This is a genomic window from Streptomyces sp. NPDC059679, from assembly GCF_042734105.1.
In the GTDB taxonomy this organism is placed as follows: Bacteria; Actinomycetota; Actinomycetes; order Streptomycetales; family Streptomycetaceae; genus Streptomyces.
In genome coordinates, this window is record NZ_JBHWES010000004.1 from 177,592 (window position 1) to 199,698 (window position 22,107).

Consider the following 22,107-nt stretch of genomic DNA (forward strand, 5'->3'; position numbering starts at 1 on the left):
CATGGGCTACGGAGACGGAAGACGGGCAGCACAGTATGGTCGGTATCACCGAGGTGGCACGGCACGCGGGTGTCGCGGTCAGCACCGTCTCCTACGTGCTCAGCGGGAAGCGCCCCATCTCCCCGCCGACCCGCCGCCGAGTCCTCGACTCCATCGCCAGCCTGGGCTACCGGCCACCGGCTTCCGCCCGCTCGCACACCATCGGGCTGGCCGTGCGCGTCGACGACGGAGCGCACCGTCCACTGCTCGCCGAGTTCATGCTGTCCGCGAGCGTCGCCGCCCGCCGCCACGACTGCAACGTCCTGCTGCTCACCGACCACGCCGAGCACAGCGTGCTGGACGCGGTGCTGTTCGATGGGCTGATCCTCATGGACATCGGGATTCATGACCCGCGGCTGGAAACGGTGCGCGGCCTGCCCGTCCCCACGGTGCTCATCGGCCTGCCCCACGATCCCGCCGGGCTGGCCTGTGTCGACCTGGACTTCCGCGCGGCCGGCCACCTGTGCGTCGACCATCTCGCCGACCTCGGCCATCGTGAGGTGATCCTTCTGGGCGCCCCCGAGGCCGCGTACCGGCGCCGGACCGGATTCGCCGTGCGGACCGTCGCGGGAGCGCTGGAGCGGGCCGCCGCCCGCGGTGTCCGGCTCATCCACAGGCCGGTTGAAGGAGACTGGGACAGCACGGCGGGCACCCTGACCCGGGTGCTCCAGGAGCGCCCGGACGCCACCGCGCTGATCGTGCAGAACGAAGCGGCCACCCCTCATCTGACGCCCTTGCTGCGCAGTTTCGGCCGTGCTGTGCCCGAGGACATGTCGCTGGTCGTGCTGGGCTCGGACGCGGTGGCGACGGCAGGCACGCCTCCGCTCAGCTCGATCGCCGTACCGGCCGCCGGACTCACCGAAAAAGCCATCGAGTTGCTCAGGCGGCGGATCGATCAGGGGACCAGGGGAGCGGGCGAGCCTCCGGTCCTGCTGGAACCGCGGCTCACCGTCCGGGCCAGCGCCGGCCCGCCCTCACCTCTCCGCCCCCTCCACCCTGCGCCGTAGCTTCCCACCCGGCCGGCACCCCCCTCGCCGTAGCGGCCGTCCCTCGCCATGCCGCCCGCAGTCATGCGCGCGGTCTCTCCTGCGACCCCGAAGGGCACCTCCTTTGTCCCCGTGCACCCGCGCAGCCACCGCCGTCTGCGCCGCGCTCGCCCTGACCGCGACGCTCAGCGGCTGCGGTCTCATCACGGCCGAGACACCGCCGAACACCCTGACCGTCACGGACTACTACACCGCTGAGCCGGGCAACACCGCACTCACCAAGATCCTCCGGTCCTGCGGACACCGGGTCGGCGTCACCGTCGAACGCGAGGTCATGCCCCGCGCCCAGTTGGTGCCCAAACTCCTGCGGGACGGAGCCGCGAAGAGCCTCCCGGATCTGGTCCTCAGCGACAATCCCGATCTGCCCAAACTCGCCTCGACCGGCGCTCTCCTGCCGCTTGAGGGGCGAGTGCGCACCGACGGCTTCTACGACAGCGTGCTCAAGGCCGGCACCTATCAGAACAAGCTGTACGGCGTCGCCCCGGGCGTGAACGGGCTCGCGCTCTTCTACGACAAGGCCGTCTTCGAGAAGGCCGGCCTCGAACCTCCCACTACCTGGAAAGAGCTTCGGGAGACCGCGGCGAAGCTGACCGTGGGCCATCGCTACGGACTCGCGCTGTCCGCCGTCGCCACCGAGGAGGGCACCTGGAGTTACGAACCCTTCTTCTGGGGTGCCGGCGCGGACCTCGGACAGCTGGACTCGGCCCGGTCCCGCTCCGCGCTCACGTACTGGACGTCGCTGTTCCGCGACGGATCGGTGTCCACGTCGGCACTGAACTGGCAGCAGTCGGATGTGGCGGAGCAGTTCATCGGCCGCCACGCCGCGATGATGATCAACGGGTCCTGGCAGCTGGCCTCACTCGGCGCGCAGAAGGGGCTCGACTACGGCGTCGTCCCGCTTCCCACGCGGCGCAGCGGCGGCGCACCGGTCACCCCGCTCGGCGGCGAGACCTGGGCGGTACCGAAGGGAGACAAGCAGGACCGGGCCCTCAAGGTCCTCAACTGCGTGCTCAGCCGCGACCATATGCTCCAGTGGGCCCAGCTGCGCGCCGACATCCCCGCTGACCCGGCCGTCGCGCAGCGGCTGGTGAAGAAGCAGCCGGAGCTCGCCCCGTTCGTGGCCAGCGCGCCCACGGCCCGGTCCCGCACAGCCGAACTCGGCACCGCCTACCCGACCGTCTCCGAGGCGCTGCGCACCGCACTCCAACAGGCCGTGACCGGACAGCTGAGCCCGGCGAAGGCCCTCGCGGACGCCCAGCGCCAGGCCCAGTCGGCAGACCACTGATCAGGCGAGGTACCCCACCATGACAACCCTTCTGGACAAGCCCGTCCGCGCGGCGGCGCACTCGGACGGCCGGGCGGCCGCCCTCGCCCGTCGAGCGCGGCTGGCGCGCATGAGCTTCTATGTGCCGGCCGTGCTCTACCTGGTGATCTTCTTCGGATACCCGATCGTCGCGAATCTGGTGATGTCCTTCCAGAACTACTCGGTGACGTCCTTCTACGACGGTGACGCACCGTTCACCGGACTCGCCAACTACGCCGAGATCCTGACCGACGACCTCTTCTCCAGCACGCTGTGGAACACGGCCGTCTTCACCCTCGCCTCGCTGATCCTGCAGTTCGCCATCGGCCTCGGCCTCGCGCTGTTCTTCCGCCGCCGCTTCCCGCTCAGCGGCACTCTGCGCGCCCTGCTCCTCCTGCCCTGGCTGCTCCCGCTGCTGGTCTCCGGCACCGTCTTCCGCTGGCTGCTCGACCAGGACTACGGCGTCATCAACCAGGTGCTGCTCAACCTGCATCTGATCAGCGACCCCGTCCCCTGGCTGGTCAGCCCCGACCACGCCATGACGGCCGTCGTCATCGCCAATGTATGGATCGGCATCCCCTTCAACATGGTGATTCTGTACGGCGGCCTGCAGTCCATCCCGCCGCAGCTGTACGAAGCGGCCTCGCTGGACGGCGCGGGCGCCTGGCAGAAGTTCCGCCACCTCACCTGGCCGCTGCTGCGCCCGGTCAGCTCGGTCGTCGTGATGCTCGGACTGATCTACACGATCAAGGCGTTCGACGTCGTCATGGTGCTCACCCAGGGCGGCCCCGCCGATTCCACACAGCTGCTGTCCACCTGGTCCTATCAGCTCTCCTTCACCAACCTGCGGTTCGGTCAGGGCGCCGCGGTCAGCAACGTCCTCATCGTCATCGCCATGCTCTGCGCGCTCGTGTATCTGCGGGCGGTCCGCGCCGAACAGTCCGAGAGGTAGTCCCGATGTCCCCTGCCGCCTTGACCACCGCCCGCCGCTGGTGCAGCACGGGCATCGCACTGCTGATCGTCGGCGTGCTGCTCTTCCCGCTGTACTGGATGTTCAACGCCTCGCTCCAGCCGGCTCAGGCGTTGCTGAGCATCCCGCCCAAGTGGTTCCCCACCGACCCGACCCTCGACGGATACCGCGCCGCCTTCGACACCCAGGGCCGGCATCTGGTCATCAGCCTCTTCGTGGCCTGCGGCAATGTGGTGCTCACCCTCGCCCTGTCGGCCCCGCTGGCATGGGCGCTGGCGAAGTTCCGGCTGCGCTGGGCCGCGGCGCTCACGTTCGTCCTGCTGATCGTGCAGATGGTGCCTGGCATCGTGAAGGCCAACTCGCTCTTCGCGCTCTACAGCGAGATCGGGCTGCTCAACAACACCATCGGGCTGATGCTGGCCCAGTCCACCCTCTCCGTGCCGTTCGCCGCGGTGCTGCTCCGCGCACAGCTGCGCGATATCCCCACCGAAGTCATCGAGGCCGCGGCGCTGGACGGCGCCGGCTCCTGGCGTACGTTCCTTCGTATCGTGGTCCCCATGAGCCGCAACGGCCTGATCACCGCCGGCCTGTTCGCGTTCCTCTTCTCCTGGGCCGACTTCCTCTTCGCGATCACACTGACCTCGCGCGACGCCGTGACCCCGGTGACCGTCGGCATCTATCGATTCATCGGCGCCAACGCCACCGATTGGAACGCCCTGATGGCCTCCGCCGTCATCGCCTCCGTACCCGCGGCGGTGCTGCTGGTCATCGCCCAGCGGTATATCGCGGTCGGCATCACCGGCGGCTCGGTCAAGGACTGACCCCGCCCCACGGTCAACCGCAACTCCCCTCATGCACTGGAGCAGTACGTTGAACACTTTCCGGGTACACGACGGCGCCCTGGAGTGGCGCGGCGGTCACGAGTCGCTGCGCATCGAGCCCTGGGGGCCGGACTCCGTCCGCGTACGGGCGGCCCTGGGCCCCGTGCGCGACGACATCCCCGGCGCTCTGCTGGAGCACCCCGGCAGCACGGCCGAGATCACCGTCCCGGATCTGACCGGTCTGACCGTCTTCAGGAACGGACTCGGTTCACCCGTCGACGCCGTTCCCTCCGCGCGCCTGGTCAACGGCCGTATCACCGCGGAGCTGACCGCCGAGGGCATGCTGCGCTTCGTACGTACCGCGGACGGTGCGGAACTGCTCGCGGAGCGCCCCGCACACTTCTGGTGGCCTGGAAGCCGCGTCCACATGCCGACCGGGCACGGCTACCACCGCCTCGAACAGAACTTCACGGCGTATGAAGGAGAGCGGCTGTACGGCCTCGGGCAGCGCCAGCACGGGCTGCTCGACCAGAAGGGCACCGTCATCGACCTGGTGCAGCGAAACACGGAGATCACGATCCCGTTCGTGCTCTCCAACCGTGGCTACGGCCTGCTGTGGAACAGCCCCGCCGTCGGCCGGGTCGAACTGGTGCGCACCGGCACCCGATGGGTGGCCGACAGCGCGCGCCAGATCGACTACTGGATCACCGCGGGCGACCAGCCCGCCGATATCCTCCGCTCCTATGCCGACGCCACCGGTCATGCCCCCGCGTTTCCCGACTGGGCCACCGGATTCTGGCAGTGCAAGCTGCGCTACCGCACACAGCGGGAACTCCTTGACGTCGTCCGCGAGCACAAGCGCCGGGGTTTGCCGATGTCCGTGGTAGTCGCCGACTTCTTCCACTGGACGCGGCTGGGCGACTGGAAGTTCGACCCGGCCCAGTGGCCCGATCCGGCCGCCATGGTCCGGGAACTGGACGAGCTCGGCGTCAAGCTGATGGTGTCCATCTGGCCCTCGGTCAACCGCTCGAGCGAGAACTACGACGAACTGGAGCGCCGCGGCCTGTTCGCGGCCAACGAGTACGGCACCGCGGCCCACGCCACCTGGGTCGACAAGGGCGCCGACCACCGCGTCATGGTCTCCTTCTACGATCCGACGAACCCCGATACCCGCGCATACGTGTGGTCCAAGGTCCAGGAGAACTATCAGCGGCTGGGCATCAACCTGTGGTGGCTCGACGCCTGCGAGCCCGAGATGAAGCCGGGCCACCCGGCCAATCTCCGCTACCACGCGGGCCACGGCCAGGAGGTGGCCAATCTCTACCCCCGGGAGAACGCCCGCCTCTTCCACGAGGGCATGGCCGCCTCCGGCAACACCGACGGCCTGTCGTTCTCCCGCTCGGCCTGGGCGGGCAGCCAGCGTTACGGCACCGCCGTGTGGTCCGGCGACATCGGCACCGACTTCGCCGCCCTGCGCGCCCAGATCGTGGCAGGCCTCAACATCGGTCTGTCCGGCATCCCCTGGTGGACCACCGACATCGGCGGCTTCCACGGCGGGGACCCCGACGACCCCGCGTACCGTGAAGTCCTCATCCGCTGGTTCCAGTTCGGTGCGCTGTGCCCGATATTCCGGCTGCACGGCTTCCGGCTGCCGTGGCTCCCGCTGGGTGGTGAGATGACCGGCGGCCCCAACGAGGTGTGGTCGTACGGCGAGGAGGCGTACGAGATCATGCGCGGCTACCTGGAACTGCGCGAACGACTCCGCCCCTACATCGCCCAGCAGATGGCCACCGCCGCCCGTGAGGGCCTGCCCCCGATGCGCCCGCTGTTCCTCGAGTTCCCCGAGGACGAGACAGCCTGGACCGTGGCCGACCAGTTCCTGCTCGGCCCCGACCTGATGGTCGCCCCCGTCACCGAGGCCGGTGCCGTCCGCCGTGAAGTACACCTGCCGGCCGGCGCCCGCTGGCAGTGTGCCTGGACGGGCACCACGTACGAGGGCGGCACGCGGCCCACACTCGACGCCCCGCTCGACCGCATTCCGCTGCTGTTGCGCGACGGCGCACAGCTGCCGGTGAACAGAAGTTCTTCATCCGCCCGTCCGCGGGGCGGGCGTGGCGGGTCGGAGTGCGTGGGCTTCGGCGAGGAGCAGGTAGCCGCTGGCGGTCCAGGTGTAGGCGCGGTCGCGCAGGCCGGTTCCGGTGAGGGCGTCGAAGTTCTCCGCGAAGCCGTGTGTCTCGCACAGGGTCCGGAAGCGGGCGCTGATCTCGTCCGCGAGGTTCTGGTGACCGCTGCGGCGCAGGCCGTCCTCGATGAGGACGACGGCCGGGGCCCAGACGGGGCCGCGCCAGTAGCCGTCGGAGAGGTAGTGGGGTGAGCCGGGCAGTTCGGTCGCGAGCCCGTACGGCGTCAGGTGCGCCTCGATGCGATCGGCCAGCACGGCGGCGACGTGCTGCGGCAGGTGCTCGCCCAACGCGATCGGCATCAGGTCCAGCAGGCTGGAGCTGCTCCAGGTGTCCCCGCTGTGCGCTCCGCGGGCGACGAAGTGGTCCCCCTTCCACAGGTCGTCGAGCATCGCGGCCTGAGTCGCGTCCGCGGTCCGCGTCCACCGGCGGGCGTCGTCCGGCCGCCCCAGCTCTTCGGCCAGGCCGGCGAGTTCGCGCAGTTGGAGGACCAGGAACCCGGCGAGGTCGGCGGTGGCGACCACCCGTTCCGGGTCGAAGGTCGTGGCGTTGTCCCAGCCGCTGTCATTGCCGTGCTGGTAGTGGGGAAGGGCGCTGCCGGGCGCTCTTCGCGCGGTGAGCCAGAACTCGGTCCAGCGTGCCAGCCGGTCGTACGTCCGGGCCAGCTCCGCCGGGTCGAGCGGTTCGGGCAGGCGTCGGCGCAGGTGACTCAGAGCCCAGCCGTGGATGGGGGGTTTGACGTAGTTGTAGAGGATCTCGGAGTGGCAGACGGAGTCGGGCAGGGCCCCGCTCTCGTCCTGGTGGTCGAAAGGGAGGCAGAACTGGTCCCAGGCGGACGCGGGCAGACCGGGAGCCATCGCCAGGGCGTTGAAGCAGTGGTCCCAGCTCCAGACCTTGTCCATCCAGTGCTTGGACATCAGCACGGCGGGCCGGGTGACGAAGCCCGCTGGGTTCACCGTCGCGGACCACAGGACGTAGGCGGCCAGTTCGGCGGCCGGGGTGTCGGCCGAGCGCCACGGGGCGACCGCGTCGGCGAATTGGGCGAAGGCGTTCTGTGCGGCGGTCACGACCTGATCGAAGGCCGTCTGCGCGGTGTAGGGACTGCGTGCGCTGTCCAGTTCCTCGACAGCGGCCTCCCAGACCCCGCCGTTCTCCGCCGCGATGGCCAGACCGCGCTCCGCGCTGCCCAGGTCCTGGGCGCCGAACGCACCGACCGCGCCGGCGGACAGCGCGGTGATCCGGTAGCGGCGACCGGTCTCGTACGAGGTGAAGACGTACGCCCCGTCCACCGGGTCACGGAAGAAGTAGGCGCCGGTGAAGGGGGTCAGGGTCTGCTCGGCGGCACGGATACGCAGGCCGAGCCCCTCGCCGCGCAGCCGTATGGTGTCCGGTGACTCGTAGGCGAGGTCGATACGGCCGCCTTCGCCGGTCCAGCTGAGCAGTCCGGGTGTCGCCTCGATACGGGTCGTGGCCCGGGCACCCGTCCCGGCATCGAGGGGGACGAACCGCAGCACTGCGTGCATACCGTTCTGGTGCGAAACCAGATGGAGGTCGTCGGCATAGGTCTTCTGGGCCACCACGGGCGAGATGCCGAACCAGGACCCGTGGGTGCTAAACGGAATGTCGTGGACGGAGAAGGCCGGGCCGGACGGGGCGGCGGTCATGAGCGTTACTCGTTTCTTCGGCGGTGGCGGGCCGGCGGCGGGAGCCGGCGGGCGAGGGAAGGATCGGATCGCCGGGGAAGGTCAGTCCTTGACGGCGCCGGCGGTCACGCCGGCGGCGACGTACCGCTGGGCGAGGACGAGGATGACCGCGGCCGGCAGCGAGGCCACGACGGCGGTGGCCATGATGGCGTTCCACTCCTGGTTGTTGTTGCCGATGTAGTGGTAGATGCCGAGGGTGATCGGCTTGTGTGCGCCGCCGCCCGCGAGGGTGCTGGCGAAGACGAAGTCGGACCAGGACCACAGGAAGGCGAACAGGGACACCGTGACGACGGCGTTGCGGCTCATCGGCAGGACGATCCACCAGAAGGTGCGCAGGGGGCCGGCGCCGTCGGTCTTCGCGGCCTGGAGCAGTTCGCCGGGGATGCCGGACATGAACGCGGTGAAGATGAGCACCGCGAAGGGGACGGCCAGGGTGGAGTCGGCGACGATCAGGCCGGGCACGGACTGGAGCAGGCCGAGCTGGAGGTAGATGGCGTAGAAGCCCATCGCCATGATGATGCCGGGGATCATCTGGGCGGCCAGGAGGAGGAAGCTCAGTACCCCGCCGCCGCGCGGGCGCAGCTTGGCCAGCGCGTAGCCGGCGGGCGCGGACAGGGCCACGGTCAGTACGACGGTGCCCAGGCCGATGACGAGGCTGGTACCGAGGTAGGGCAACTGCTCGTCGAGGACCCTGCGGTAGCCGGCCAGCGTGCCGTTGACGGGGAACAGGTCCGGTGGGCTCTTGCGCATGTCCTGGTCGCGGGTGAAGGACACGTTCACCATCCAGTAGACCGGGAAGAGCATGATCCCGGTCAGCAGGAGGCCGATCGTCGTCTTTCCCCAGGTGCGCTTGGAGCTTCGCGTCATGTCAGCGCCTGCTTTCTCTGCACCCGGACGTAGACCAGGCCGAAGGCCAGGGCAGCGATCACGAGCAGGTTGCCGACGGCCGCACCCGGGCCGAAAGCGGGCAGCAGGTTGCCGAAGCCGAGCTGGTAGGACCAGGTGGCGAACGTGGTGGACGAGTCCGCCGGGCCGCCCTTGGTCATGATCCAGATGATGTCGAAGACCTTGAGCGTGTAGACCAGCCCCAGCAGCAGGGTGATCGCGGACACGGGGCGCAGCAGCGGGAAGGTGATGCTCCAGAACCGGCGCCAGGGCCCCGCGCCGTCGAGAGCGGCGGCCTCGTACAGGCCGGCGGGGATGGACTGCAGGCCGCTGTAGAGCACGACCAGATTGAACGGGACACCGATCCAGATGTTGGCGATGATCACCGAGGTCAGCGACCACGACGGTGACGTCAGCCAGTTCACCGGGTCGATACCGACGGCGTGCAGGGCGGCGTTGACGACACCGGAGTCGCTGTTGAGCATCCATGACCAGGTGGAGGCGGACACGATCAGCGGCAGCAGCCAGGGCACCAGGAACAGGGCGCGCAGGGTGGCCGAGAGCCGGAAGTGCTGGTTGAAGAAGACCGCGAGGGCCAGGCCGATGGCGTACTGGAAGAACAGGCACACGGCGGTGAACACCACGGTGTGGAACAAGGCGGGGGCGAAGGTCGGGTCGTCGAAGACGGTGCGGTAGTTGGCCAGGCCGGTGAAGGGTGCGTCGCCCTGGACGAAGGAGCGGACGGTGTAGTTGCGCAGGCTCAGATCGAGGTTGCGGTACAGCGGATAGGCGTAGAAGAGGGCGAGGTAGAGGGTGACCGGGGTGAGGAAGGCCCAGGCGGCCCACTGCTGGGAGCTGGGGCGGCGCCGTGCCCGGGGCGGTGCGGTAGGGACCGCCCTGTGGTCGGGCACGGGTCGGCGATGCGGCACTTGTGTCGGGTGACTCATCAAAAGGCCCTGGAGTACGTCACTTGACGGCGGACTGAGCGGCGCTCAGTGCGTCCTTCGGAGACTTCGAGCCGCTCAGGGCGGACTGCACGGCCTTCCACAGCTGCTCGGAAATCTTCGGGTACTTGGTGCCCAGGTCGTTGCTGGTACGGCCCCGGGCGGCCTTGACCGCGTCAACCCACGGCTTGAGCTCGGGGTTGGCCGCCATCTGCTTGTCCTGGACCGCGGAGGTGGGGGCGACGTAGGAGAGGGTGGTGTCGGTGTCGTACAGGTTCTGGGTGCTGGTCAGGCAGGTCGCGAGTTTCTGCGTGGTGGCGTAGCGGTCGGTCGAGTCCTGGACCGGGACGGTGACGAACTCGCCGCCTGTCGGGGCCGACGCCTTGCCTCCCTCGATGCCGGGGATGGGCAGGACGCCGTAGTCGAGGCCCGCCTTCTTGGCGCCTGAGAGTTGCCAGGTGCCGTTCTCGCTGAACGCGTAGTCGCCGGTCGCGAACTCCTGCCAGCTGGTGGTCTGGGTGTTGTTGAGTACCGAGTTCGGGGCGTAGCCCTTGGCCAGCCAGTCCTTCCACAGGGACAGCGCGGAAGCGGCCTGGGCGGAGTCGAGCTCGGTCAGCTTCGCGCCCGAGCCCCAGAACCATGGCAGGAACTGGAAGCTGCCTTCCTCAGTGCCGATCGCCGAGAACGTGATGCCCTTCTTGCCCGCCTTCTTGACCTTCTCCAGCGCCGCGGTCAGCGACTTCCAGTCCTTGATGGAGGCGATGTCGACCCCGGCCTCCTTCAGGACCTTCTTGTTGTAGTAGAGGGCGAGGGTGTTGGCGCCGATGGGGGTGCCGTAGGTCTTGCCGCCCGACTGGCCGGCCGCGAGCAGGTTGGGATCCGCCTTCGAGGTGTCGAGCTTGTTGTCGTCGGTGGTGGTGAGCACGCCGGCCTCGGCCAGGGTCGACACCACCGGGTTGTCGACGATGAGGACGTCCGGGGAGTTGCCCTGTTGCGCGGCCAGCAGCGCCTTGTTCGCCAGGTCGCTGGTGTCGAAGCCGGTGCGCTTGACCTTCACGCCCGCCTTGGTGCCGCACGCGTCCAGCAGCTTCACCCATGCCGAGCCCTTGTCGAACTGGGGATACGGGTCCCAGATGGTGTACGTGCCGCTGTCAGCCGCTTTCGCCCCGGTGCCTCCCGAGCCGCAGGCGGTGGCACTGGCCGCGACGGCCAGGGCGGTCAGAGCCGCGGCGGTGAGACGGCGCCGTCTGGAGGAGCTTTTCATGGCCGGTTCCTTTGTTTTTGGCATGCGGGTGCCGAGGGCTGGGGGTGGTGGGGAGGGCGCGGGCACGACGAACGGCGCCGTTGAGCGGTTCGAGCGTCCGGTGGGCGTGAGGAGGTGAGCGTGGGGTGCGGTCAGGGGGTCGTATCGGGCCAGGTGTCCGCCGCGGGCGTGCCTCCCGAGGGCCCGGTGCTGGCCCGCAGGGAGATGGGCGGCGTGAGGAGATGGTGCCGGGGCGGCGCGTGGGGATGGTCGAGTCGCTCCACCAGCAGTTCGACGGCGCGCCGCCCCATTTCGGCCGCCGGTACGTCCGCCGCGGTGAGCTGCGGGGTCACCGTCTCCGCCCAGCGGCTGGCCACCACTCCGGTGACGGAGAAGTCGCGCGGTACGTGGCGGCCGGCCTGGGCGAGCCCCCGGTAGAGACCGCCCAGCGCGGCCTCGTTCAGCGTGACCAGGGCCGTGGTGGCGGGATCGTCGTGCAGGATGCGCTGTACGCAGCTCTGGCCCGAGGCGGCGTCGTCCCCGCAGCAGTACGTCCGGACCGTCAGTCCGCGCTCGGCCGCCGCCTTGGTGAAACCGTCCAGGCCGCGGTGCGCGGACTCGTACCCGGCCCGCAGCAGCTGCTCGGGACGGTTGACGAAGGCGACCCGGCGGTGGCCGAGATCCGCCAGGTGGTGGACGCACGCCTCCACCAGCGCGGTGTGGTCCAGGGCGACCCACCAGACGCCCTCGGGACGGGCGGTGCGGCCGATGGTGACGGAAGGGAAGTCCAGGGCGGCCAGATGGTCCACTCGGTCGTCCTCCAGTCTGATCTCCATCAGGATCGCCCCGTCGACCCGCCGCTCCCCCAGCAGCCGCTGGAACGACCGGTCACTGTCCACGCCGCTCGGGGACAGCAGCACGTCGTAGTCGTAGGCCGCGGCGGCCTCCACCACACTCCCGATGAAATCCAGCTGCATCCCCGTGTAGTGGTTCCCGGCCGGCGGGAAGACCAGGCCGAGGGTGCTGGTCCGCCCGTTGGCCAGGGCGCGGGCACTGGCGCTGGGCCGGTACCCCAGCTCGTCGACGACCTGCTGGATCTTCCGGCGCGTGTCCTCCGACACCGGGCGTTTGCCGCTCAGTGCGTAGGACACGGTGCTCCGCGAGACACCGGCCCGTCGCGCGATCTCACCGATGTTCACGGCAACTCCTTGCTCGAACCAGTTCGACGCTTCACAGGAGGAGCGCCCGCCGGTTGTGGGGATGCGGTACGGGAGGAGAGGGGCGCCCCGGCCGTCGAACCGGTTCGCGTGAAGCGACCGTAGAAACCGCCCGAACGCCTGTCAACACCCTGAACATCACTTTCTCGATCCGCCCAAAGGCTGGGAATCGCAGTTGCGTCGCAGGGATTGCTGGTCGGGTTTCCCGGTGCTAGCTTCGCGAACCGGTTCGACGAAGCGATCCTTCCGGCAACCCTGGGCGCGCTCCGTACACCCCCGAGGAGAGGAGCTGCCGCCCCGGCCGGCCGGAGAAGTTCCCGTGGCGCAGGAAAGCGAACCGATTCGCCTGCCACCAACACCACCCGCAAACTCTCCCGCCGGGCCGCGCCCCATGGACGAGCAGCCGACCGAGGCCGGCCGAGGCCGACCGGAACCGCCAACTCAAGGATGAGGACGCAATCCATGCCATCCGCTGACAGATCCGCCCGGCGCCGGGCACCGGCCGCCGTGGCGCTGGCCCTCGGCGCGGGCCTGCTGGCCGTGCCGGCCGTCCCCGCACAGGCGGCCGACACACCCCAGCCCACCGCCCGCTACACCTTCGACCAGGACGACCTGTCCTCCGGCAAGATCGCCGACAGCTCCGGCAACGGCCTGACGGCGAGTCTGGTCAACGGCTCCACCGCCCAGTCCGTCACCGGCACGGACGGGGGCAAGGCGCTCGCCCTGCCCGGCGGGGCGCCCACCTCCACCGGCGCGTACGTCCGCCTGCCCCGCGAAGTCGTCGGCGATGCCAGCAGCTTGACGGTCTCCGCCCGGGTGAAGTGGAGCAGCGACACATCGCCGTGGCAGCGGATCTTCGATTTGGGCACCAACACCACCAAGTACCTCTTCGCCACCCCGTCCAACGGCGGCGGACTGCTGCAGACCTCCGTGACCACCTCCGGAGGGGGCGGAGAGACGCAGGTCCGCGGCTACGCACCACTCCCCGCGGACGCGTGGCGGACCATCACCGTCACCCTCGACACCGCCGCCGGCCGGCTCACCACCTACCTCGACGGCGTGGCGGTCTCCTCGGCCGCGACCGGCATCAAGGCCAGTGAGCTGTTGGACACTTCGGCCACGACGGCCGGCTACATCGGCAAGTCCTTCTACCCGGATCCGCTGTTCAAGGGCGCGATCGACGACTTCGCCGTATGGCACTCGGCGCTCAGCCCCGAGCAGGTGGCCGGCATGGCCGGGGAGGTGCCTACCCTCCAGCAGCTCTCGAAGACCTCGTTCGAGGTCCGTACGACTGCCGGGACCGCCCCGTCCCTCCCCGCCGCCGTCCGCTCCTCCTTCTCCGACGGATACGACCGCGACACGCCGATCACCTGGGACGCCGTGGCTCCCGGCAAGTACGCCCAGCCGGGCACCTTCACCGTGGCGGGAACGGCCGCCGGGCGCGCGGTGGAGGCGACCGTCACCGTGGTCCGCGAGGGGCAGCTCACCGTCGACCTCGGCTCGGACACCGGCGCGTTCCACGGCGGCGCCTCCGGCACCCTCTACGGCGTGTACGGACCGGACGTCCCCACCAACAACCTCCTCGAGGGCATGGGCCTGCGCACGGTCTCCACGAAGGCGCAGGACGGCCCACAGCACCCCGGCGCCGACGCTCTGGAGGTGGTCAAGCCGCTGGCCGACTCCACCGACGGCGACGTGTACATCTACATGACCGACATCCACCGCGGTTTCCCGTACGAGTGGCCGGGCGACACCCCCGAGGAGAAGCTCAAGCTCTACAAGGAGAAGATCGCGACCCAGGTCGACCAGGTCCTGCGCCTGCCGAAGCAGTACCAGGACAACATCGTCTTCGTGCCGTTCAACGAGCCCGAGGGCAACATGTTCGGCACCGGCCAGTGGAGCTACAACAAGGTCAGTTGGCTGAGCGACCCGGACGACTACTTCGCCGCCTGGGACGACGCTTACAAGCTCATCAAAGGCAAGATGCCCAGCGCCCGCATCGCCGGACCCAACACCAGCGTCCTGTACGACCAGGTGAAGGGCTTCCTCACCCACACCCTCGCCGCCGGCACCCTCCCGGACGTCATCACCTGGCATGAGCTGAGCCACCCGGAGGCGGTCCGCGAGAGCGTCGCCAAGTACCGGGCCTGGGAGAAGCAACTGTTCAAGGGCACCGACAAAGAGGGCACCCAGCTCCCCGTCAACATCAACGAGTACGCCTTCAACTACCACACCTCCGTCCCCGGCCAGATGATCCAGTGGGTGTCCGCGATCGAGGAGTCCAAGGTGGACGCCGACATCGCGTACTGGAACATCGACGGCAACCTCTCCGACTCCGCCGTGCAGTCGAACCGCGCCAACGGACAGTGGTGGCTGCTGCACTCCTACGCCTCGATGAGCGGGCACACGGTGAATGTGACCCCGCCTTTCCCCGGCGAGAACTACACCATGCAGGGCGTCGCCACCCTGGACAAGAAGAAGCGGCAGGCCCGGCTGCTCTTCGGCGGGTCCGCCGGCAAGGGCCACATCACCTTCGCGGATGTCCCGAAGAAGCTCTTCGGGGAGCGTGTGCACGCCTGGGTGCGGGAGATCGAGTGGAGCGGGCAGGTGGGCGACTCGTCCGGCCCCAAGCTGCTCACGGAGACGAACCTGAAGGTCGGTGACGACGGCAAGGTCGTCGTCGACTTCGGCGACGGCGGGCTGCCGAAGCTGGACGAGTCCTCGGCGTACGAGATCGTCCTCAGTCCGGCCGGGAAGGCGAAGGACACGCAGTCCGCGTCCGTGCGCTGGCAGGCCTCGTACGAAGCGGAGGACGCCGCCCACACCGGGTCCGGCTACTCGAAGAACGGCCCGGAGGGTTCGCCGCGCGACGTGTCGAAGTTCTACACCTCCGGCGGCTACGACGTGGGCGGTCTGCGCACCGGCTCGGACGTCACGCTCGACTTCACCGTGGACGTGCCCGAGGACGGCACCTACGACCTGAGTGTCTTCGCCAACTCTCTCAACACCTTCGACAAGGTGAAGGACCAGGGCCCCACCAACGTCTTCCTGCGCGTGGACGGCAAGGCGGACGGCGAGCGGGAGCTGTACCTGCCGCTCGGCTACAAGTGGGTGGTGTGGGACCACACGGACACCAAGGTCCGCCTCACCAAGGGCAAGCACACCCTGACGCTCGCCGCGAAGAGCCTCGACGGCAAGCGCGCCACCAAGGGCGACGCCATCGTCGACCGCCTCACCCTCTCCCTCCCCGGGCCCTCCGCCACCACTCAGGTGTACGAAGGCGAACTGGCCTGGCCGGCCGGCGGCGCACGGCCCGTCTACGACCTGCCCGAGCAGGCCGGAACCCCCGCCACCGGCTCGGGCGCGATCCGGCTCCCGAAAAACGGGACCACCACCTTCTGGGTGTACTCCCCCGCCGACCGCGAGGCCACCCTCAAGGTCGACACCCTCGGCGGCGCGAACGCCCGGCTCTCCGTCAACGGACACGACGTCCTGCGCCTGTCCCGTGGCAAGGACAGCGTCGCGGTCTCCCTCTCCGGCGGCATCAACAAGGTGACACTGACCGGAGGCTCGTCCGCCACCCTCGTCGACCGCCTCTCGGTCACGCCCACCGAGGGCACGCTCACGGCGCGCACGTACGAGGCCCAGGACGCCAAGCTCGCGGGCTCGGCCACGCTCACCCCGCTTTCCCTGGCGACCGACAGCACGGCGATCACCGGCATCGGCGGCGACCCCGGCAATGGCAACACCGCGGCCTTCACCGTCGACGCCGACCGAGCCGGCCTGTACGCGCTGCGCATCCGCTACTCCAACCCCGAGCAGTCCGAAGCCACCCACTACAACCCGGACCCACTCGCCCGCCACGCCGACATCACCGTCGGCGGCGAGACGCGGCGCGTGACCTTCCCCCACAGCTTCCACAAGAACAACTTCTGGGAGCTGACCGTCCCGGTCCACCTCGAGAAGGGGCAGAACACCATCACCTTCCGCTCCGAGGAACTGCCGAACTTCGACGGCACCACCTACGCCTCGGACACCTTCCCCGGGGTGCTGCTCCGTTCCCGCTACGCACCGCTGATCGACCGGATCACCGTCGCGCCGTACGCACAGGAGGTGCGATGAGGTGATCACCACCGGCGGCGATGTGCCGCGCGCAAAGATCGGGTAGCGGCCGCACCGCGCTCCACGCCCCGCCCCGCAGGCGCGCGTCCACTCAAACCGTCGGTGCCGCGAAGGCACAGCGCCCGGGTCCGCCATGGTCGGCGGCCCCGGGCTACTGGCGGGTGATACGCGTCAGGCAGCCGCTTCAAGCCGCGGAAGTGTCGCGCAGGAAGCCAGCGAACGCCTCGGCGGCAGGGGTGAGGACGTGGTCACTCATGCGGACCAGGAGGATGCGGCGCACCGGAGCGGGGGGTTGGAGCGGCAGGACGCTGACGCCGGCTCGGATGCCCTCCAGGGCCAGGGTGGGGGCGAGGGCGATGCCGATGCCGGCGGCGACCATGGCCTGGGCCTCCTGGTAGTCGTGGGCCTCGTAGGCGATCTGCGGCTCGAAGCCGGCGGCGTGACAGCTGCGAGCGAGAGCCTCGGCCACGGGGTGGTTCTCGGCGCGGGTGATCCAAGGGTCGTCGGCGAAGTCGGCGAGGGCGGCCGAACCGCGGCCGGCGAGCGGGTGTGTCTCGCTGACGAGGAGGGCCGGAGGATCGTCGACGAGTGAGGTGACGACGATGTCCTCGCGGTCGATACGGTTCCAGTCGTAGTCCCACATCAGGGACATTTCGATTTCCCGGTTCTCCAGCATCGCCCACAGGCCCGCGATACGGGAACTGCGCACCGTCAGCCGTACGCCGGGATGCGCTTCCCGGAAGGCGATCACGGCTCGGGGGAGGAGGGAGGCACCGACAGTGGGGAAGGTGCCGACGCGAAGCGTGCCCGCGCGAAGTCCCGCGAAGTCGGCGAGTTCGTTTTCCGCGGCCTTCAGTTCGCGCTCGATCCGCTCCCCGCGCTCGGCGAGGGCGCGCCCCGCGTCGGTGGGCGTGACGCCCCGCGCATGGCGCTCAAGCAGAGGATGCCCAGCCTCTGCCTCCAGGCGGCTGACCTGCTGGGACACTGCTGACGTTGTGTAGTTGAGGGCCCGTGCGGCCGCGGTGACCGAGCCGCGGCGGGCGACCTCTGTGAAGAGCAGGATGCGCCGGACATCGAGCACCTCGCCACCTCCATCCTTCACTCCAGCTTAATACCCATGCAGATTTCCGAGATTGTACTTCACGCTCCTGGCGCCCACTGTGGATCGCGGCCCGCACGGATGTGCCGTCGGGGTTTCCACGAGGAGTCTGTTGTGTTGCGTCTGCAGGGCGAGATGATCCGCGGAGGAACCAGCAAGTGCTGGATCTTCGACCACCACGACGTGGTGGCGACCGGCGTGGACGCCGACACCCTGCTGCTCGCCGCCTACAACGCCGCCGACCCCCGCCAGATCGACGGCGTCGGCGGCGCCTCTTCCACCACTTCCAAGGCCGCGATCGTCCGGACGTCGGCCGAGCCGGACGTCGACGTCGAGTACGCCTTCGCTCAGGTCGGCATCGGTGACGAGCGCGTGGAGTGGACCAGCAACTGCGGCAACTGCGCCACCGCCGTCGCCCTGTACGCCGTCCACCACGGCCTGGTGCCGGTCGCGTCGGACTCCACCACGGTGCGCATGCTCAATGTCAACACAGGGGCCCGCCTCACCGGCACCATCCCGACCCCAGGGGGTGCGGCCCCCGACGCGGGCACGGCCTCCGTGCCGGGCACCGCCGCCCTCGGTGTGCCGGTCCTGCTCGGCTTCGAGGACCCGGCCGGTTCGACCACCGGACGCGCCCTGCCGACCGGTCACGCCCTGGACACCCTGACCGGGCCCACAGGTCCGGTCGAGGCGTCCCTCGTCGACGCCGGCGCCCCGGCCGCGCTGTTCGACGCCAAGGCCTTCGGCCTCGACGGCACCGAACCTCTCGCCGAGTTCGGCGCGATCGTGCCCGCGCTGACCGTGCTGCGCCGACAGGCGGCCTTGGCCATGGGACTGGTCCAGGAGAGCGATCCCATCAGCCACGCCGTACCGAAGGTCGGCGTCGTCGCCCGACCTGTCACCTACCGCACCACCGATGGCACCATGGTCGGGCCGGACGAGTACGACCTGGCCGTCCGAATGGTCTCCATGCACGCACCCCACCCGGCCATCGGCCTCACCTCCGCCGTCGCGCTGGCCATCGCCGCCGCCACCCCCGGCACCCTCGCCCACCGCGTCGCCCGGCAGACCGCCGACGGCACGCTGCGCCTGGGCACCCCCGCCGGCGTCATCGCCGCCCAAGCCGTCCCCGCGGCGGACGGCGCGTCGCCCACGGTGCTGCTGCACCGCGCCGCCCGCCGCATCGCCCGAGCCGAACTTCTCGTTCCCGTCCTGGAAGGACGCCCCGCATGAGCCGCAACGACGCCGCCCCGGGTACCGTCACCGCTCCACCCGGCCGCATCCGCCGACTGCTGTCCCTGCTCTACGTCCAGTGCCTGATCGGTGTCCTCGCCGGGGCCGCCGCGGGCTGGCTGTGGCCGTCCTTCGGAGCCGAGCTCAAACCCCTGGGCGACGGTTTCATCGCCCTGGTCCGCATGATGATCGCGCCGGTCATCTTCTGTACCGTCGTCCACGGCATCGCCTCCATGGGCAACGCGCGCGCCGTCGGCCGGGTCAGCCTCAAGGCGCTGATCTACTTCGAGGTGCTGACCACCGTCGCCATGGTGATCGGCCTGGTCGTCGTCAACGTCGTCCAGCCCGGCAGCGGACTGCACGTCGACCCCTCCACCCTCTCCACCAAGGGCCTGCCGCCCGAGGCGACCGAGAGTCACGAGAGCTTCGCCGCGTTCGTCCTCGCCATGATCCCGGACACCCTGATCAGCGCGCTGACCGGCCACGAGATCCTGCCGGTGCTGGTGGTCTCGGTGCTGTTCGGCTTCGGTCTGAACGCCGCCGGCCAGTCGGGGCAGGGGCTCACCCAGGGCATCGAGAAGCTGTCCAAGGTCCTGTTCACGCTCATCCGCTGGATCATGCGACTGGCCCCGATCGGCGCCTTCGGCTCCATGGCCTTCACCATCGGCAACTACGGCCTGGACACCCTGCGCCACCTCTTCCTGCTGGTCGGCTCCTTCTGGCTCACCGCCCTCTTCTTCGTCCTGGTCGTCCTGGGTACGGTCATGCGCGTCAACGGCCTGCGCCTGTTGCCCTTCCTCCGCTACATCAAGGAGGAGTTGCTGATCGTCCTGGGTACCTCGTCGAGCGAGCCGGTGCTGCCGCGCATGATGGCCAAGCTGGAGCACGCGGGCGCCTCCAAGCCCGTCGTCGGCATCACGCTGCCCGCCGGGTACTCCTTCAACCTCGACGGCACCGCCATCTACCTGACCATGGGCTCGGTCTTCCTCGCCCAAGCCCTCGGCATCGACCTCAGCCTCACCCAGCAACTGTCCATGCTCGCGGTCATGCTGCTCACGTCCAAGGGCGCCGCCGGCGTCACCGGCTCCGGCTTCATCGCCCTGGCCGCAACGCTCAGCGCCGTTCCGCACGTCCCTGTCGCCGCCCTGGCGCTCATCTTCGGCATCGACCGCTTCATGTCCGAGGCCCGCGCCCTGACCAGCGTGGTCGGCAACGGCGTCGCCACCCTGGCGGTGGCCAAGTGGGAGGGGCAACTCGACGAGGAGCGCGCCAGGGCCGTCCTGAAGGGCGAGATCCCGTACACCTCGGCCCCCGAAGCCGGCCACGCCCCTGAGCCGCGGACCGATCTGCGGCCGCGGACCGATCTGCGGCCTCAGATCCATCCCCAGCCGCAGGCCGAACCCGCATCCGGTGCGGAGCTGGAGAACGCGGAGGAGGCCGGCCCGAAGGCGGCGGCCGGATCGGGCCGCGACCCTGTGCCCACCGTCGGCTGACGCCCGCACACACACAGCCGGTCCGGAGCCTCTGCTCCGGACCGGCCCCTCCTCTCGATCAGGAGCACCCGCACTCATGGCAGCACCCTGGGACGTCATCGTCGTCGGTGGCGGAAACGCCGGACTCTGCGCCGCGCACTCCGCCCGGCAAGAGGGAGCCCGAGTCCTCGTACTGGAAAAGGCCCCGCGGCGCTGGGCCGGTGGCAACACCTACTTCACCGCCGGCGCCATGCGCACGAGCCACGGCGGACCGGCCGACCTCAAGGACCTCCTCACACCGCTCGAACCCTCCGCGCAGGACCGTTTGCCCCGCACCGACCTCGCCCCCTACACCGACGCCGACTTCCTCGACGACATGGTCCGGGTGACACGCGGGCGCACCGACACCGACCTCGCCCGGATCCTGGTCGGCGAGTCCCGCGCGACGATGGACTGGCTGCGCGACCTGGGTCTGCGGTTCGAGCTGATGTACCACCGGCAGGCGTACGAGGTGGACGGCCGCCATCGCTTCTGGGGCGGTCTGGCGGTCGGCGTGGCCGGCGGCGGCAAAGGGATGATCGAGCAGCATCTGGCGGCCGCCGAACGCACCGGAGTGCAGATACGCTTCGACGCCCCCGTCACCCGCCTGGCCACCGCGTCCGACGGCACCGTGAACGGCGTGGTGCTCGCCGACGGAGAGGTCCTGGAGTCCCGGGCCGTGGTCCTCGCCGCCGGCGGATTCGAGGCCGACCCGCAGATGCGCGCCGCCCACCTCGGTCCCGGTTGGGACCTGGCCCTGGTCCGCGGCACCCCTTACAACACGGGGGACGGCATCCGCATGGCCCTCGACGCCGGCGCCCAGGCGTACGGCCACTGGAGCGGCTGCCACGCCGTCGCCTGGGACGCGGGGGCACGGCCCACCGGCGACCGCGAGCTGACCAACCAACTCACCCGTGGCGGCTACCCGTTCGGCATCGTGGTCAACACCGACGGACGCCGCTTCGTCGACGAGGGCGCGGACTTCCGCAACTACACCTACGCCAAGTACGGCGCCGAGATCCTGCGGCAGCCCGGATCCACCGCTGTCCAGATCTTTGACGCCAAGGCCGCGGGACTGCTGCGCCCGGAGGAGTACGCCTCGGGGGACGTCACCGGCGTAACGTCCGGCAGCGTGCGGGGACTGGCCCGGGAACTCGGTATCGCAGAGGACCAACTCGCCTCTACCGTGAGGGAGTTCAACGCCGCGATCACGGGCGGCCCCTTCAACCCGACGGTCAGGGACGGCAGCCGTACCGAAGGCGTCACCCCACCCAAGTCCAACTGGGCCCAGCCCCTCGACACGCCTCCCTACACCGCCTATCCGGTCACCTGCGGCATCACCTTCACCTTCGGCGGCCTGCGCATCGACCCCGACGCACGCGTCCTCGACACCCGCGGACTGCCCGTACCGGGGCTGCACGCGGCAGGTGAACTCGTCGGCGGGCTCTTCTACTTCAACTATCCGGGCGGCTCCGGACTGACCGCCGGGTCGGTGTTCGGCCGCAGGGCCGGCCGCTCAGCGGCAGCCGCTGCGGTCGATCGGGTCGGGTGACTTCGACCAGGCCGGCGCCGCGCAGGACCGAGAAGTGGTGACCGAGCGCGCCCTTCCTTGCCGACCGGCACGTCGAAGCTGCCACAGCTGCGTGTCCAGACGGCGGAGCCCCCCACCGTACGCATCCTCGCCGGGACACCCCGTAAGAGACCGCGGCGGCCGGCGGGCCATCGCTCATCCACGTCGGCGGCGACCGGATCGCAGCCGATCCAGACGCCCAGGGGCGCGAGCAACACGGC

At 69.8% G+C, this 22,107-nt stretch carries 14 protein-coding genes and 2 pseudogenes; 9 read left to right on the top strand and 7 right to left on the bottom strand.

Annotated elements, in window-relative coordinates:
• Nucleotides 1–35: 35 nt before the first annotated feature.
• From ACFV2X_RS07390 to ACFV2X_RS07410, 5 genes and pseudogenes are all read left to right on the top strand, one after another.
• Nucleotides 36–1,046: a LacI family DNA-binding transcriptional regulator gene (locus tag ACFV2X_RS07390; RefSeq protein WP_385612609.1), complete on the top strand. Its 1,011-nt coding sequence runs from the start codon at nucleotides 36–38 to the stop codon at nucleotides 1,044–1,046.
• Between the two features lie 103 nt (nucleotides 1,047–1,149).
• Nucleotides 1,150–2,370, top strand: coding sequence for an extracellular solute-binding protein (locus ACFV2X_RS07395; protein ID WP_385612612.1), 1,221 nt, complete (start codon nucleotides 1,150–1,152; stop codon nucleotides 2,368–2,370).
• A gap of 19 nt (nucleotides 2,371–2,389) precedes the next feature.
• Nucleotides 2,390–3,340: a carbohydrate ABC transporter permease gene (locus ACFV2X_RS07400; RefSeq protein WP_385612615.1), complete on the top strand. Its 951-nt coding sequence runs from the start codon at nucleotides 2,390–2,392 to the stop codon at nucleotides 3,338–3,340.
• Nucleotides 3,341–3,345: 5 nt separating this feature from the next.
• Nucleotides 3,346–4,179 carry a carbohydrate ABC transporter permease gene (locus tag ACFV2X_RS07405; RefSeq protein WP_385612618.1) on the top strand — a complete coding sequence of 278 codons (834 nt, stop codon included), beginning with the start codon at nucleotides 3,346–3,348 and terminating at the stop codon, nucleotides 4,177–4,179.
• Nucleotides 4,180–4,210: 31 nt separating this feature from the next.
• A pseudogene (locus ACFV2X_RS07410) lies at nucleotides 4,211–6,253 on the top strand (TIM-barrel domain-containing protein); the annotation flags it as partial.
• A gap of 12 nt (nucleotides 6,254–6,265) precedes the next feature.
• Here ACFV2X_RS07410 and ACFV2X_RS07415 read toward each other — a convergent pair.
• The 5 genes from ACFV2X_RS07415 to ACFV2X_RS07435 all read right to left on the bottom strand — a co-directional run bounded on the left by ACFV2X_RS07415 (nucleotide 6,266) and on the right by ACFV2X_RS07435 (nucleotide 12,333).
• Nucleotides 6,266–8,023, bottom strand: coding sequence for an amylo-alpha-1,6-glucosidase (locus ACFV2X_RS07415; protein WP_385612621.1), 1,758 nt, complete (start codon nucleotides 8,021–8,023; stop codon nucleotides 6,266–6,268).
• Nucleotides 8,024–8,104: 81 nt separating this feature from the next.
• Nucleotides 8,105–8,929 (bottom strand): carbohydrate ABC transporter permease, encoded by an 825-nt coding sequence (locus ACFV2X_RS07420; RefSeq protein WP_385612624.1) that lies wholly within the window; start codon nucleotides 8,927–8,929, stop codon nucleotides 8,105–8,107.
• Complete coding sequence (locus ACFV2X_RS07425; RefSeq protein ID WP_385612627.1) at nucleotides 8,926–9,894, bottom strand: carbohydrate ABC transporter permease; 969 nt, start codon at nucleotides 9,892–9,894, stop codon at nucleotides 8,926–8,928. The genes ACFV2X_RS07420 and ACFV2X_RS07425 overlap by 4 nt, the downstream gene beginning before the upstream one ends.
• Before the next feature lie 19 nt (nucleotides 9,895–9,913).
• Nucleotides 9,914–11,155 (bottom strand): extracellular solute-binding protein, encoded by a 1,242-nt coding sequence (locus ACFV2X_RS07430; protein WP_385612630.1) that lies wholly within the window; start codon nucleotides 11,153–11,155, stop codon nucleotides 9,914–9,916.
• Between the two features lie 131 nt (nucleotides 11,156–11,286).
• A complete protein-coding gene (locus ACFV2X_RS07435) occupies nucleotides 11,287–12,333 on the bottom strand; it encodes a LacI family DNA-binding transcriptional regulator (RefSeq protein ID WP_385612632.1) in 1,047 nt (348 codons plus the stop codon).
• A 480-nt stretch (nucleotides 12,334–12,813) separates the two neighbouring features.
• Between ACFV2X_RS07435 and ACFV2X_RS07440 the strand changes: the two genes are divergently transcribed.
• Nucleotides 12,814–16,473, top strand: coding sequence for a LamG-like jellyroll fold domain-containing protein (locus tag ACFV2X_RS07440; protein WP_385612635.1), 3,660 nt, complete (start codon nucleotides 12,814–12,816; stop codon nucleotides 16,471–16,473).
• Between the two features lie 184 nt (nucleotides 16,474–16,657).
• On the opposite strand, the gene ACFV2X_RS07445 is transcribed toward ACFV2X_RS07440, so the two are convergent.
• Entirely contained in the window at nucleotides 16,658–17,554 is an 897-nt protein-coding gene (locus ACFV2X_RS07445; RefSeq protein ID WP_385612924.1) for a LysR family transcriptional regulator, read from the bottom strand.
• A 132-nt stretch (nucleotides 17,555–17,686) separates the two neighbouring features.
• Here ACFV2X_RS07445 and ACFV2X_RS07450 point away from each other — a divergent pair, with 132 nt between their 5' ends.
• From ACFV2X_RS07450 to tcuA, 3 genes are all read left to right on the top strand, one after another.
• The gene (locus tag ACFV2X_RS07450) at nucleotides 17,687–18,805 is read left to right on the top strand and encodes a PrpF domain-containing protein (protein ID WP_385612638.1); all 1,119 of its coding nucleotides are present in this window, start codon (nucleotides 17,687–17,689) and stop codon (nucleotides 18,803–18,805) included.
• On the top strand, nucleotides 18,802–20,298 hold the full coding sequence (dctA, locus tag ACFV2X_RS07455) for a C4-dicarboxylate transporter DctA (RefSeq protein ID WP_385612640.1): 1,497 nt from the start codon (nucleotides 18,802–18,804) through the stop codon (nucleotides 20,296–20,298). The genes ACFV2X_RS07450 and dctA overlap by 4 nt, the downstream gene beginning before the upstream one ends.
• A gap of 76 nt (nucleotides 20,299–20,374) precedes the next feature.
• Nucleotides 20,375–21,868 (top strand): FAD-dependent tricarballylate dehydrogenase TcuA, encoded by a 1,494-nt coding sequence (tcuA, locus tag ACFV2X_RS07460; RefSeq protein WP_385612642.1) that lies wholly within the window; start codon nucleotides 20,375–20,377, stop codon nucleotides 21,866–21,868.
• On the opposite strand, the pseudogene ACFV2X_RS07465 reads toward tcuA, so the two are convergent.
• Nucleotides 21,840–21,993: pseudogene (locus ACFV2X_RS07465) on the bottom strand (transcriptional regulator); the annotation flags it as partial. The gene tcuA and the pseudogene ACFV2X_RS07465 overlap by 29 nt on opposite strands.
• Nucleotides 21,994–22,107 lie beyond the last annotated feature (114 nt).